We start from the raw sequence: 15,038 nt of genomic DNA on the forward strand, positions 1-15,038 counted from the left end.
AACCGCGGAGGCGGCGCGGCCGCCTCCCTTCGCTGTGGAGAATGACGATGTTTAATCGCTGGAGAATGGGATGGATGGTGTTGACTGTGGCGCTGCAGCCTTGTTGGGCCGACGCGTTCGTGCCGGCCGACGCCGGCCAGGTGATCGAGACCTTGCCGGCCCGCGATAGCCATTGGCTGGAACTGCGCGGCTTGCGCCAGCAAGTCGCCGCCCAGCCTCAGGCTTTGGCGCCGGTGCTGCAATTGGCGCGGCGCTATATCGAACTGGGCCGGGCCGAGGCCGATCCGCGTTATTTCGGCTACGCCGAGGCCGCCTTGCAACCATGGTTGACTCGGCAAGCCGCCGACCCGGAAGTCCTTATGTTGCAGGCCACCTTGCTGCAAAACCGGCACGAATTCGCGCCGGCGCTGGCCTTGCTGGAGCGGGCCTTGGCACTGCGGCCGCGCCTGGCCCAGGCCTGGTTGACCCGGGCGGCGATTCTGGAAGTGCAAGGCGACTATGCCGCAGCCGGCCGTAGTTGCCTGCCGCTGGCGAAAACCGCGGCGCCGTTGGTTGGTGCGGTCTGCATCGATTCGGTAATCAGCTTGACCGGCCAAGGTGATGCGGCTTACCGCCAATTGCAACAGGCGTTGGCGAATGCGAACGAAGCGTCGGCAACCGACCGGCAATGGGCATTTACCACCTTAGCCGAAATCGCCGAGCGCAACGGCGACCTGGCCGCGGCCGAGCGCCATTACCGGCAGGCGTTGGCCAGCGCGGAGGCCAACGGCTATCTGCTGGCCGCTTACGCCGACTTTCTGTTGGACCGGCAGCGTTATGCCGAAGTGGTCGAGCTGTTGGCCGACCATACCCGCGCCGATCCGTTGTTGTTGCGGCTAACGCTTGCGGAACGGCATTTGCCGCAGCGGGACGCCGCCGCCCATACCGATGCGTTACAGGCGCGGTTTGCCGCGTTGCGCATGCGCGGCGACAGCCGCCACCAAGCCGACGAGGCCCGGTTTCTGTTGCATCTGCGCAATCAGGCCGGTGCCGCATTCGCGCTGGCCCACGCCAATTGGCAAATCCAACGCGAGCCACGCGACGCCCGGATCTTGATGGAAGCGGCGCTAGCCGCCGGCAAAAGCCGGACCGAGTTGCAGCCGGTGCTGGATTTTCTGGCGCGTACCGGTTTGCAGGATAGCCGCTTACAGCCGTTGATCGCCCAGTTCGGCGGGGAGGGAGTATGAAGAACTGGGCCTTACTCTGCTTATGGTTGTGCTGCTCCGCCCCGGCCATGGCGCATAAAGCCAGCGACAGCTATTTGAGTCTGGACCCGGCCCGCCTGCAAGGCCGCTGGGATATCGCCTTGCGCGACCTGGATTACGCACTGGGCCTGGACGCAAACGGCGACGGCGCGCTTACCTGGGGCGAATTGCGCAACATGAGCGATGCCGTATTCGCTTATGCCATGCAACGGCTGAGCGTTGCCAGTGCCGGCCGGGATTGCGCGTTACAGCCGGGCCAATTGCAGGTCGCTAGCCATAGCGATGGCAACTACGCGGTGCTGAATTTTGCGCTGGCCTGTCCAAACCAGTCCGGGCCGTGGTCGCTGGATTACCGTTTGTTTTTCGATCTGGATGCCCAGCACCGCGGCCTGTTCAGTTGGGCCGGAACCGCCGGCCGGCCGGCTATATTCGGCCCGGACTCGCAGCGGCAGACGTTCGACGTTGCGACCGAACACAGCCTTTGGCAGGTATTGGCGAGTTTTGCCGGGGAGGGTATGCACCACATCCTGATCGGTTACGACCATCTGCTGTTTTTAATCAGTCTGTTGCTGCCGGCCGGACTGGCCTGGGACCGGACCGGCTGGCGCGCGGTCGGCAGTTGGCGCGCGGCTGCGCCGGAGGTCGCCGCCGTCGTCACCGCGTTTACGTTGGCGCATTCTTTAACCTTGAGCCTGACCGCATTGCATGTCATCGCCTTGCCGGCGCGCTGGGTCGAAGCGGCCATCGCCGCATCGGTGGCGTTGGCGGCGCTGAACAATATCTACCCGCTGTTGGCGCGGCGCCGGGCCTGGCTGGCGTTCGGCTTCGGTTTGATCCATGGCATGGGTATCGCCAGCGTGTTATTGGATATCGGCAACGGGAGCAGTTCGCCAATTGCGGCTTTGCTGGGCTTCAACCTCGGCGTCGAGGCCGGACAACTGGTCGTTGTGGCAGTAGCGTTTCCGCTGGTGGTATACGCCGGCCGTTTCGCCGCGTATCCGCGTTCGGCCATGCGCTGGAGTTCGGCGGCGATTGCGGCGTTGGCCTGCATTTGGCTGGCCGAGCGCAGTCTGGAGATCAGTTTGCAGATTTTCTGAGCGGATTCCGCTGTGGTATGAGAATGCTGTTTGGCGCAATCCGCGCCGATGTCTAGGTGAAGTTTTGCGTCCCGGCAAATCCTGAACCGGGCGGCCGAAGGCCGGAGCCGCTAAAGCGCCCCGGCTATCGGCTTGGGAAATAGATTTAACCGTTGCTGGCTTTGAAATGGCCTACCGCTTCCTCGGCGTGTTTGGTGGCCACGTCGGCGTGGTTTTGTTTGCCGTGGGCAATCGATTCTTCCAACGATTTGATGCCGGCCGAGACGTGGCTTTTAGCCGCACCGCTGGCTACGCCTTCGGCTTGTTTGGCGTGATCCAGCGCCTTGCCGGCATGTTCGACCAACTGCTCGGCGTGACCGGACTGGCCGTGAGTCACGGCGTGCTCGGAATGTTTCAACGCTTCCGCCGCATGCTCTTCGGCAAATACGCCGGTGCTGGTTAACAGTAAGGCGCTGATAATCGCGATTTTTTTCATAGGAAATTCCCCCGTTATTGGATTGGTTTGTTTAGAAAGTGAATTCGACACCGGTTACGCAAAGGTTGGCCAAGGCTAATCGAGACATGCGCGGCGCCGTAATGGAATACACAAATTGCGTGCCAGAGCTAATAGTATGATTTTATTGGCGATTTAAATAACAATGCCCGGAATATGTTTTTGCCGGCACAAGTGTTGTTGCAGGGTTGTTGCCGTGGCAGCAGTCGTCGCCGCTTGTACCCACTAGCGCTGCCGCTTATTTGGCCGGCGCCGGCACCGATGTTGCCGGGCCGATGCCGACGATTTGCAGGATGGTGTCTTCGTCCTTGGCGCCGTCGTGGTGGATTTCGTTGCCGTAATGGGTGACAAAGCTGCCGGCCGGTACCGGTTTTAATTCGTCAGGTTTGTATTCGCTGCCGGTGCCGAAGGCGCCGTAATTTGGGGGTCTGCTGTTGCGCAGTCGGGTGGTTAGAAGATATCCGGCACAACTAGTACCTGATGTTGTGAATATTGAATAATCTCTTGATTTATCGATGGCATTTGCCAGTTATGGGCTATCAAGAAATTTCGGACGATTGTTGGGAGCTTGTTGAGCTTTTAGCTGGAACGGTTCATGCGCCTAAAGCCCGGTGGTTCAAAACTGCGAGAGTTCCGAGTCCTATTGAACGGTAGCTTCTATCTCCTCAAAACAGGTTGCCAGCGGGCGTTTTTTCAAAACTAAGCGTTTATAGGCTCAAACTTCAATACGATAAGTCAAGCTTCAATGTTTGGCTTAAGATTTCCCTGTCTGCTCAGATAATTTAACAGCGCTCAATGTAATTCTTCGATCCATTGATAACTTTGTCCCGTAAGAACTGCTCCATTGCTACTGCCGGCATCGGCCTAGCGAAGAAGTAACCTTGAACTTCGTCGCAACCGAGTGTGCGCAGGACATCCAATTGCGCTTTGGTTTCGACGCCTTCGGCAATGACAACCAGCCCGAGGCTATGCCCAAGATTAATGGTAGCGGAAGCGATGGCTTGATCGTCCCGGTTTTCGACCACGTCACGCACAAACGACTGGTCAATTTTTAATCTGTCCAATGGAAAGCGCTTCAGATAAGACAGGCTCGAATACCCGGTTCCGAAGTCATCGACTGCAATCTTCACCCCCATGGCCTTCAACTCATGCAAGACGCCCAGCGTCTTTTCCACATCCTGCACCAGGATACTTTCGGTAATCTCGACTTCCAAACTCGTCGCCGGCATCTCAGTCTCTCGCAGGGTTTTGCTGATCAAACGCAACACATTGTCATGCGAAAACTGGCGTACGGATAGATTGACGGAAATCGGCACGTCGACCAGACCTGTTAACTGCCAAGCTCGATTCTGCCGGCAAGCTTCCTTCAAGACCCATTCGCCTATCGGCACAATAAGGCCGGTTTCTTCGGCAATCGGAATAAATTTGGCCGGCGGGATGAAGCCCGTGTCCGGATGTTGCCAACGGATCAATGCCTCCATGCCGATGACACGGCCATCGGACAGATCGATTTGCGGCTGGTAGTACAACGAAAACTGATTGTTAACGCGTGCCTGCCGCAAGGCGTTTTCCAGCAACAGACGCTCCATCGCGCCGGCGTTCATTTCCGCAGAGAAAAAATGGAATGCATTGCGTCCCGATTCCTTTGCCTTATACATGGCAATGTCGGCATTTTTTAGCAACTCATCGAAACCGCCCCCATCCTTGGGAAAAATGCCGATGCCAATGCTGCAAGTAATCCGTAACGAATGCCCGGCAATGTCATAAGGCTCGGCCAACTCCGCCAACAACTTTCGAGCGACGCGGGCCGCGGTAGAGGCGCCGGCGGACAGAAGCAATAAGAACTCGTCACCGCCGAGGCGGCACACGGTATCCGTATCGCGCACGAGTTGACATAGGCGCTCCGCCATGATCTGTAGCAATTGGTCGCCTACGATATGGCCCAGCGAATCGTTGATGTTCTTGAAACGATCGAGATCGATAAAAAATAAGGCAAGCTCGGTCTGATTCCGTTGCGCCAGGGCTAATGCCTTTTGCGCCTGCTCGCGCATGAGTATTCTGTTCGGAATTCCCGTCAGGGCATCGTAATAGGCCAATTGTTTGATGCGTTGTTCGGCTTCTTTGTGTTGCGTAATGTCGGCCGATATTTTGACATAGTGGGTAACACCGCCGTTATCTGCGCGGACTGACGAGATTGCGGTCAGGGAGGGATAGCTGTCACCACTCTTATGCCGCACCCAAAGCTCGCCTTGCCAATAGCCCAGGCTATTAATGTGTTGCCACATGGTTTCGTAGTGCGCATGGTCATGATGCCCGGATTTGAAAATCCTGACATGTTGCCCTATGGACTCTTCGGCGCTGTAGCCGGTCATTTCCGCAAAAGCCTTATTGACGGCAACAATGTTGAGATTGACGTCGGTGACGACGATGGATTCGTGACTCGAGTCGAAAACGGATGCCAAGAGACGCAAATGTTCCTCGCTGGACTTACGTTCTGATATATCGGAATGCGTGCCGATAAAACGTAAGGGATTTCCGTCTGCATCATGCGCTACCACGGCGCCAATCGCCGAGATCCATTTCCAATCGCCGTCCGCGGTGCGCTTGCGAAATTCGGCGCGGAAATGCTCCCGGTTGCCGGAAATGCAGTCGTTGTAAGCGTTCAACCACGCCTTGCGGTCATCGGGATGAATGTGTTCGAAATAGCTCTCGGCGTCTTCTTCAAAACCTGTCGGTTCATAGCCCAGCATGGCGGCGTATTCAGAATTGTAAGTCCTCTCGCCGGTCTTGATGTTGACATCGTAAATGCCCAATTTGGATGAAGCAATGGCCAAATTGAGGCGCATCTCGCTTTCGCGAACGGCGTTTTCAGCCAATTGACGCTTTTCTTCATGGACGAAACGATCCAGCGCGACAGAAATGTCGATCGTCATATCCGCCAATAAACGAACGATGTCCTCGGTAAAAAAATTCACTTCATTAGCATAAAGCGTCAAAACGCCGATAACCTGTCCCTGCTGTCGTAACGGAAATGAGCCGGCCGAGTGTATGCCGAAAGACTTGGCGGCAGCCCGCCAAGGGGCGGTTCTCGGATCGTGCTGATAGTCGTTGCTGAGCTGGTGGCTGTCTTCGTTTAGCGCCAATCCGCAAGGCCCAGATCCTTCCGGCAGAAGCGGATCGCACGATATCAAAAGGTTATCGACATAGGATGAACTGGGGCCGTATACCGCTACAGGTCGCAAACGCTGCCTCTTTGCGTCGACCAAGCCAATCCAGGCGCACGCCAGCTCGCTGAATTCGACAGCAATGCGGACGATATTGGCAAATAATTCCGTTCTGGATTGAACGCGGACGATGACTTCGTTAGTCTCGGCCAGCGTGGCATATAGCTTGTTGAGCCGTTCAATGCGTTGTTCCGCCTGTTTCCGCTTGCTGATGTCCTGAACGGTACCGAGCGAACGCAGCGGCGTGCCGGCGGCGTCATACTCGGTCAGCCCGCGGGCATGAAGATATTTAATGCGCCCATCGGCCATCAGCAATCGATATTCCAAGTCCAAAATCGTCTTATCCTGCAGTGACTCGGTATAGGCTTGGTTGACAGCCTCCCTGTCATGCGGATGCACGCGCTCCAGAAAATACTGATAGCTCGCGCCGAACGTTTCGGGCGATGTTTCGAAGATGCGGTGTACATCGTCGGACCACATCAGTTGATTGCTGCCGAAACACAGTTCCCAATGCCCGAGTTCGGCCAGTTTCTGAGCTTCGGCCAAACGCGCCTGACTGATGCGCAATGCATCCTCGGTCTGCTTTCTTTCGGTAATGTCTCGCAGAAAGGCCAATAATCGACCGTCCGGTAATTGCCGGGCATTAATCTCGCCCACAAAAATCGAACCATCCTTACGGCGGAAACGCCATTCGCTTTTAACCGCGGCGCCTTCGCCCAAGCGGGCCAGTTCCGGTGTTATACGCAATACTTCCTCGGGAGAGAGCAAGTCTGCGATCGACATTTGCAATATCTCCTCCCGCGAATAACCCAACATTTCACAGCCGGCCGCATTCACATCGAGATAGCCCCCATTGGCATCGGCAGTAAGAATGCCGTCCGATGCCTGTTCTACCAGCGTGCGAAAACGTTGTTCGCTGGCGAGCAATTCCGCATCGCGTTGCTTGCGATCAGTTGTGTCGCGGATATTACTGAAAACCAGTAGGCCATCATCGATCTGCAGCGGACTTAAACTCATCTCGATCGGAAATTCGGTACCGTCCTTCCGTAGACCATACAACTCCATGCTCGCGCCCATGGACCGCACCCGCGGGCTGGCAACATAACCTTGACGATGCCCGGGATGTTGCTCGCGCAAGCGGGCCGGCATGAGTTTTTCGACCGGCTGGTTGAGCAGCTCCTGGCGCGGATAACCGAATATTTTCTCTGTCTGCGAATTGACCAATACGATTTGACCGCCTTCATTGACGACCACCATGGCATCCGGCGCCGATTCCAGCAGGCCTCTGAATTTTCTTTCTGCGGCACGCTGGGCATTGATATCTCTGACCACGACGACGGCTCCGACCAGACCGCCGGAGGTCCCTATCACGGGAGCGGCGCTGTAGTCGATGGGTATGGCTCGTCCATTGCGATCGATTAACAAACAGGCTTCGCTAAAGGTGGCAACGGACTTTGTTTGCAGCACATGAATAAGGGGATTTTCGAATGTGCGCTGAGTGACTTCGTCAACCAGCGTTAAAACGCTTTCGACAGCAGCACCGTGCGCTTCCGAAAGACGCCATCCGGTTAGCTTTTCGGCGACGGGATTCAGGAAACGCAGCCGGGCGTGCTCATCGGTGACGATAACGCCGTCGCTAATGCTGGCCAATATGGTCGCATAGGTAATCTGGCTGTCCTGGAGTAGCTTCTCCACACTGTGGCGATGCAGCGCCATGGGGATGGAGGCCATTAGCTCTCGTTCTTGGAACGGTTTAAGTATGTAGCCGAATTGCGCGATGTTTTTAGCACGATGCAGAGTGGCATGATCGGCGTGCGCCGTCACATAGACCACAGGAATATGTAGCTGCCGATAAATGCGTTCCGCGGTTTCAATGCCATCCATCTCGCCTTTGAGCTGGATGTCCATTAACACCAGATCAGGCCGGGTTTGTTCGGCGATACTGATGGCCGTAGGCCCGGTGTCCGCAATACCGGCGACCTGATAACCCAAGCGTTGTAATCGATCTTGCATTTCCTCGGCGATAAGGGCTTCGTCCTCGACGATTAAAATGCGTTTACCCAAAGTCTGATTATTGTCTGTCATTATGATGATGATCCAATCGCACGGTAAGTCGTGCTTCCGTTCCTGGGTGCGTGGCTGCAAATTCGAAGTGCCCGCCCACTTGGCGAGTCAAAGACCGAATCAGGCGTAGTCCCAGCGACGGACAGGTCTCGATATTGAGCCCGGTAGGTAACCCGATACCATTATCGCTCACAAGCAACCTGAATACCCGATCGTTATCGGTAAAGCGTAAGCCTAATCTGATCATACCCTGTTGCCCGTTCGGGAAGGCATGCTTGATGGCGTTGGTCAGCAATTCGTTCAAGATCAAGCCGCATGGCACCGCCAAATCTATGCCGATTAGAAGGGTATCCATGTCTGTCGTTAATTGAATCTGGTTGGTGGTTAGTCCATAGGTATGAATCAATTGTTCACTAAGATTACGTGCATACTCGGCAAAATTGACCGCCGCGAAATTTTCCGAACCGTAGAGGCTTTCATGCACCAAAGCCATCGAACGCACCCTGTCCTGACATTCCTGCAAAATTTTCAGCATCAGTTCGTCAGTCGTGTAGGTCGACTGCAGGTAAAACAGACTGGAAATCACGGCCAAGTTGTTCTTGACGCGATGATGCACCTCCTTAAGCAGCACTTCTTTTTCCCGAAGAGACTCCAGAATCTTTTTCTCCGCTTGCGTGCGCTCGCTAATATCCCGAATGGCGCTGGATATCAAAACGCCTTCTTCGGTTTCTAACGGGCTCAGACTGATCTCGATCGGAAATTCCGAGCCATCCTTCCGCAAGCCGTACAGTTCCAAGCCAACGCCCATCGGACGGACCCTGGGATTTGCAAAATAACCCTTGCGATGGCCTGGATGATGCTCGCGCATTCGTTGGGGCATGAGTGTTTCAACCGGTTTCCCCAGCAGCTCATCGCGCGGGTAGCCGAACATTTTTTCTGTCTGCGAATTCACCAATACGATTTGGCCATTGCCATTGACGATCACCATGGCATCCGGGGCCGACTCGAGCAAACCCCGGAATTTTTTCTCGGCGCGCCGGCGTCCGGTGATGTCGGCAACGATCTTAGACGCGCCGATGACATTACCGTCGGCGTCTTTTACCGGCGACATGGTCAGCCATACTTCGATCAACGTACCGTCCTTACGTTGTCTGACGCTTTCGTAAGGCTCGACACGCGCGTCATTGCGGATCAAATTTAAGATGCGAGATTCTTCCTCTAAGCGATCCGGCGGGATCAGCATCTTGATGTTCTGTCCAATCACCTCGTCAGATCGGTAGCCAAATAGGCGTTCTGCGGCGGGATTCCAACTCAAAATCGTACCATCCAGCTTTTTGCCGATGATGGCATCGGTTGCCGATTCCACAATGGCGGCAAGACGCGAACGCTCGTTTTCAGCGCTCCTGCGCCTGCTAATATCGCGAATGGCGCTGGATATCAAAACACCTTCTTCGGTCTCTAACGGGCTCAGACTGATCTCGATCGGAAATTCCGAGCCATCCTTCCGCAAACCGTACAATTCCAAGCCAGCGCCCATCGGACGGACCCTAGGGCCTGCAAAATAACCATTGCGATGGTCTGAATGATGCGAACGAAAGCGTTTCGGCATCAGTGTTTCAACCGGTTTCCCCAGCAGCTCGTCGCGCCGGTAGCCGAACATTATTTCTGTCTGTGAATTCACCAATACAATTTGGCCATTGGCATCGACGATCACCATGGCATCCGGGGCCGACTCGAGCAAACCACGAAACTTCTTTTCCGCACGATGCCGCTCAGTAATGTCACGGACCACACATAAAACGGCGCTTTCTGCTTCGGCTCCGATAGGACTGAGCATGATGTCGACCGGAAATTCGCTGTTATCCTTGCGACGACCGAATAACTCCAGTCCAGCCCCCATGGGACGCGATCTGGGATTTTTAAAGTAGTCTGAACGGTGTTTTACATGGTGGGAGGAGAACTGACTGGGGATCAGGATTTCGATTTCCTTACCAACCAGTTCATCGCGGTCGTAGCCAAACATCCGTTCCGCTTGCTCGTTTACCACCGAAATACTCCCAAATTTATTAATAACCAATAAACCATCGGGAGTAGACTCAAAAATGCGTTTATAGGGGTCCATAGTACGAATAGGCGTGTTAAATGACTGATGATAGGCAAGCCAAAAGCCCGAAATTGGGCATCGGCTTAGTCCTGACGGACGCTCAAAAATAGCAGGTCTTTCACTTAATCGGTTGTTCAATTTTTCGGCAACGCTTCATCTATGATTTAAAACCTGCTGTTCGAACCACTGGTTGCCCTCTTTCTTGAATGTCGCAAAATGGCCTGGGCGAACCAAAAAGGACGCAAGATCGCGTGCCGAAAAGCCGCCATTCTCTGAACTTTAGGATGGAAAATTTCGCCAGCATCCTCAGCGGCAGCTATTGGCCGATCGCGTCGATAACGCCGGGTCGTCGACTTTAACCCGCAGGAACGCAACGCCTACCTGGTTTAGCTTTTGCCACTATGACGGAACGCTACATACAAGCCATCGCTTCAGCCGGCTTGACGAGTACCCGATTCGAAACGCCTGGTTGCCGACCCAGGGCGAAATCCGTTCCCGCCCCCTGGGAAATCAGGGGCAAATCGGCGGACCTGGATAAAATTGAAGTGTTTTTCTTCGCGTTGGAATATCAAAAACAGACTTGTTCAGGGTTTTCTTAACTTGACGGCATTGCGGCTAGGAAGGGCTTTAACCGGCATGGATGACGGATGGGGGTGTGTCGGAGGTGAATGTTTTTAAAGGCTATGTTCGCGTTACTAGTTGAATGAGATCGAAGCCGTCATCCCGGCATGGATTGCCGGGATCCATGGCACAAGGATGTGTTGAAACTTTGCCGTCCGTGGCTTCTGGGCCCCGGCAATCCACTTGTGCCCTTTGGGTATGCCGGGGCGACGTCAACTACTAACGCGAACATAGCCTTTTTAAAACTGAGGTGCGTGGGTAACGTTTTCGTTCCCACGCAATGTCTTGGCAGCAGTCTTTCTTGTTTAGCGGGCGGCTTTGGTGATGCCGATGGCGTTGCGCAAATCGGCCAGCGTTACTACCCGTGGCCCGTGCAATGCGGCAATCTGCTTCACATCCAATTTCAGTTTTTGAATGTTCTGGTATAGATTCACCGAATACGGATTAGGCGAACTTGGTGCCGGTGCGTTGGCGGCTAGCGGTGTGTACGCGTCAGCCTCGACCAGAATTTTTTCCTTGGGCAAATACACCGCAATAAAGGCATCGTTATGGCTGTTATCGGCTAGCGAATGGATCTCGATGCTGCGTTTGCCGTCGCTCAATACTTTTTTACCGGTAAAACTCTCGAACTTCGCGGCTTTTTTCGACGCTTCCAGCCGATCCGGGTTGATCGAATGCGGATTGCTCCAAATTTGTTGGTAATAGCTTTGGTTGGGGTCGTGGGTGACTATGGTCGCGCCGGCATCGACGAAGGTCCGTAAGCCGCCGGAATGATCGAAGTGGGCGTGAGTATTGACCAAATACTTGATCGGTTTGTTGGGGACGGTCTCTTTCAGTTTTTCGATCAGCGCCAACGAGCGTTCTTCATTCAGCGGCGCTTCCACCAAAACGATGTGGTCTTTCTGCTCGATCGCCACGCTATGGTGCGTGCCGCCGGTCAGGTAGTAAACGCCGTCGGCCAATTTGTTGGCCGCTACGACGACAGAGGGCTTTTTGGAAGCTTCGGCGGGAATAGGTAGCTCAACCGGCAGGTTGGCTTTGACGCTGTTGACATTGATGTCCAGCACCGGAAAACCGCCGGCCAGGCGGACGATGTGGCGGGGGAACTCGGCGCCGTCGAAGGCTTTGTAATCGCTGAAGCGAGTTTCGACCAAGGTGTCGCCCAACACCGGATTATCGATCCAGGTTTTGACGTTGGTCAGTTGGTGTTCGGCATTCAGCGTGCCGACATAGCGATATTTTCTGTCAACCGTAAAGCTGACTTCGGTAATGTCCCCTTTGGTTTCCGTTTTGGCTTGATACTTCTGCGCTGCACGTAAAAAGCCCTGCGGTGTGGCCCAAATTTCCGCCGCGCGTTCTGCGCTTGCCGCCGGTTGCGGCGTGACCGTTGGCGTAGTGGCATTGGCCGCCGGCGGCGCCAGATTCCAGGCCACGTTACCGCTAATGTATTGATCGACTTTTTGCTCGGTCGGCACCGGCCGATTGCGGCCGGCTTCTATCTCCTGCAAACGGCTGATTTGTACCCGCGCGCTGGCCGTTTCGTAATTGATGTCAGCGGTATAGCTTTTTACCGCAAACGGCGGCCAGGGCAGATCGGGACTAGGTGCTTGGCCAAACTGGTACCAGCGGCCGGTGCCGCTGAATTCGATGGATTTGATGCTATCGACGCCGACGGCATCCGCTGCCTGCTTGACGGCGTTCTGATGCAGAGAACTGCAACTGACGGTGGTTAGCGCCAGGGTAAAACCGGCGGCGGTGAATAGAGGGTTGCGCATGTTGGCTCCTGAATAGTCAAAACGGCTGCCGCTGGATGTTTCCTGCCAACGAGCAGCCAAATTTAAAATTGAGAAAGCTAAGTAGTGCAAACCTCGTGCCCGGGCAGGATTTATCCGGGTATTTGCCGCTGGTGCCAGTGAGGCTGGCGAATCAGGCTATGCAAACCCGGTCAGGGTTAAACCCCTGTTTGTTGGCCAATCGGCAGAAATTGCTGTTGCGCTGTTGCTGGGAACGCAGGTTTGCGCCGACAAGCTGGGGAAGGTGCTGCCGGGATGCCGGGCCGCTTGGGCGAGTTATTTTTCAGGTCGCCAGGGGGATGGACTATCTTCTCGATTCAAACAAAAAACCCGCCGGCGGCGGGTTTGAGGTGGTTACACTTCGGCGCTGCTTAGCCACAAATCGTGCTTGTTACACAGGCTCAACGCGTATAGGGTGCCGCTGTAATTATCCAGGCTAAACGTTGAAACCGGCACCGTATCCTTGGTGGGATCGAAAAAGTGTTCGGCCAGGAATTTGTAATCCTTGTCCAGCAACACATGCTTGACGATGTAATGTTCGTAGCCTTTCAATTCGTGCGGCGTCGTGACTTTGACGTTGGTTTTGCCGCCGTCTTTGCTGGCTTCGATGACCGGCAAATGCGTGGCGGCTTTACCGTTCCAGCGGCCTTGCGAGTCTTTGGTATAAAACACCTCGCCGGGCGGGGTCGGTAGCTTGCCGGCTTCGGCGTTAACGACGGCCGGAATGGCCAGGCCGGCTACCGCGCCGGCGGCGCTGAGTTTGATAAAATCGCGACGTTCCATAGTGATCTCCTGATAGCGTGTGGGTGGTTTTGGGTGAGCAGTTTCCTGCGCAGCGATAAATGATAAATCTGTCGGGTTACAGTATTAATCGGCTGTCACTATTCAGCTTCGGCCAAAAATAGCTGGTTTACGGCCTCTCCCGCAATGAGGTTGTCGTTAAGTTAAGCCAGTCTCCCCCTTTGGAAAAGGGGGATCGAGGGGGATTTATTTGAAAAATCTCCCCCGCCCCCTCTTTTTCAAAGAGGGGAGTGAAAATCGAACCGCTTAACTTAACGGCATTGGGGGCAGGGTGAGGGGAATCGACATTGGGTATTGTCCTTGTTTTTAGTTCTCCTCACCCCAGCCCTCTCCATCATACCCATAGGGCATAAAGGAGAGGGAGACATCGGCTGAGCGTCAACCGGTTTTCTTCGCTTGGTTGGGTTTTTCCGCGGTTTTTGGCGTCGCTTCGACTATGCCGACGGTTTCGCCTTCGACCAACAAATCGGACGGACTGGCGACCAACACATCGCTGGCTGTTATACCTTCGACAATTTCCACTTCCTTGCCAAAATCCCGCCCCAGTTTTACCGGTTTGAAGCTGACTTTTTTATCCTCGCCAACCACCACCACGTGAACGCCGGCTTGGTCGATCACCAGCGTATTAGCCGGGGCCAGCAAGGCCGGGGTTTTGGTGGGCACGTTGATACTGATTTCGACGTAACTGCCCGGTAACAGTTTGGCATCGTTATTGGCCAGCACGATTTCCGCCTGGCGGCTGCGGGTTTCCGTATCCAGCGCGCCTGCCACCCGTTCGACGCGGGCGGTCAGCGGTTTGCCGTCTTTCTTGTCGGGCAGTCTGACGCTGACGTCCTGGCCGGTTTTGATTTCGTCGGCGTAAGCCTGCGGCACCCAGACATTCAGGCGCAACGGGTCGGTTTGGGTCAGCGCGAATAATTCCTGGGTGCCGGCATTGATCAACGCGCCAACGTCCACGGCACGACGGGTAATGACGCCGTTGAAAGGCGCGTGCACCCGCCGATAGCCTTCGATGTTTTCCAGACGTTTGACGTTGGCTACGGCGGATGCAACATCGGCTTCGGCTTGCAGGAAGGCGGCGCGTTTTTCCTCAAACTCTTGCAACGGGGCGCCATCGGTTTCGTTGAGCTGGCTCCAGCGTTGCAACGTGGTGCGCGCCAGCTCTGCCTTGGCTCTGACTTGAGCCAGCGTGGCCCGGCCTTGCGCCAGCTCGTGTTCCAGTTCCGGCACGTCGATTTCCGCCAGCAAGTCGCCTTGCTTGACGGAGTCGCCGATGGTCTTGTGCCACTTTTTTAAATAGCCGTTGCTGCGGGCGAAGATTTGGGTTTCGGTGTAGCCGCGCAACGTGGCGGGTAACACCAGTTTGCGCGCATTCTCGCCAAGGCGCGGGTGGGCGGTGATGACGTTGCGTTGCAAGGCGGCGGCGGTGGTTTCCTGCAATTGCTGGTCGTGGCGTTGATTGGCGGCCAGCCGTAATGCGGCGCCGGACAACAACAGGCCCAGTATCACCAGGCTGGTACGCTTGGTCAGGCGCAAGGTGGCTCCGGGGTTATCGTTTTTGGGTAATTCAAAAGCATGGCTGGTCTGGGTTTTCATA

The 15,038-nt window shown here is 55.3% G+C and carries 8 protein-coding genes; 2 read left to right on the forward strand and 6 right to left on the reverse strand.

Going from position 1 to position 15,038, the window contains the following annotated elements:
• Nucleotides 1–47: 47 nt before the first annotated feature.
• Nucleotides 48–1,226 carry a hypothetical protein gene (locus tag VXJ35_RS07815; protein ID WP_157198116.1) on the forward strand — a complete coding sequence of 393 codons (1,179 nt, stop codon included), beginning with the start codon at nt 48–50 and terminating at the stop codon, nt 1,224–1,226.
• Complete coding sequence (locus VXJ35_RS07820; protein WP_064021149.1) at nt 1,223–2,341, forward strand: HupE/UreJ family protein; 1,119 nt, start codon at nt 1,223–1,225, stop codon at nt 2,339–2,341. Before VXJ35_RS07815 ends, VXJ35_RS07820 begins: the two co-directional genes overlap by 4 nt.
• 145 nt (nt 2,342–2,486) lie before the next feature.
• Here VXJ35_RS07820 and smbP read toward each other — a convergent pair whose 3' ends face one another.
• The 6 genes from smbP to VXJ35_RS07850 form a co-directional block, all read right to left on the reverse strand.
• The gene (smbP, locus tag VXJ35_RS07825; protein ID WP_064021150.1) at nt 2,487–2,816 is read right to left on the reverse strand and encodes a small metal-binding protein SmbP; all 330 of its coding nucleotides are present in this window, start codon (nt 2,814–2,816) and stop codon (nt 2,487–2,489) included.
• A gap of 800 nt (nt 2,817–3,616) precedes the next feature.
• Nucleotides 3,617–8,143, reverse strand: a complete 4,527-nt coding sequence (locus tag VXJ35_RS07830; RefSeq protein ID WP_082880842.1) for a PAS domain S-box protein — start codon at nt 8,141–8,143, stop codon at nt 3,617–3,619.
• A complete protein-coding gene (locus VXJ35_RS07835; RefSeq protein ID WP_082880843.1) occupies nt 8,130–10,244 on the reverse strand; it encodes a PAS domain S-box protein in 2,115 nt (704 codons plus the stop codon). Before VXJ35_RS07835 ends, VXJ35_RS07830 begins: the two co-directional genes overlap by 14 nt.
• A 908-nt stretch (nt 10,245–11,152) precedes the next feature.
• Nucleotides 11,153–12,622, reverse strand: a complete 1,470-nt coding sequence (locus tag VXJ35_RS07840) for an MBL fold metallo-hydrolase (protein WP_064021153.1) — start codon at nt 12,620–12,622, stop codon at nt 11,153–11,155.
• 372 nt (nt 12,623–12,994) lie between these two features.
• Nucleotides 12,995–13,423 carry a desulfoferrodoxin family protein gene (locus VXJ35_RS07845; RefSeq protein ID WP_054762750.1) on the reverse strand — a complete coding sequence of 143 codons (429 nt, stop codon included), beginning with the start codon at nt 13,421–13,423 and terminating at the stop codon, nt 12,995–12,997.
• A gap of 396 nt (nt 13,424–13,819) precedes the next feature.
• Nucleotides 13,820–15,037, reverse strand: coding sequence for an efflux RND transporter periplasmic adaptor subunit (locus tag VXJ35_RS07850; RefSeq protein ID WP_064021154.1), 1,218 nt, complete (start codon nt 15,035–15,037; stop codon nt 13,820–13,822).
• Between the last annotated feature and the right edge of the window lies 1 nt (nt 15,038).

Source organism: Methylomonas sp. DH-1 (genome assembly GCF_046097555.1).
Classification (GTDB): domain Bacteria; phylum Pseudomonadota; class Gammaproteobacteria; order Methylococcales; family Methylomonadaceae; genus Methylomonas; species Methylomonas koyamae.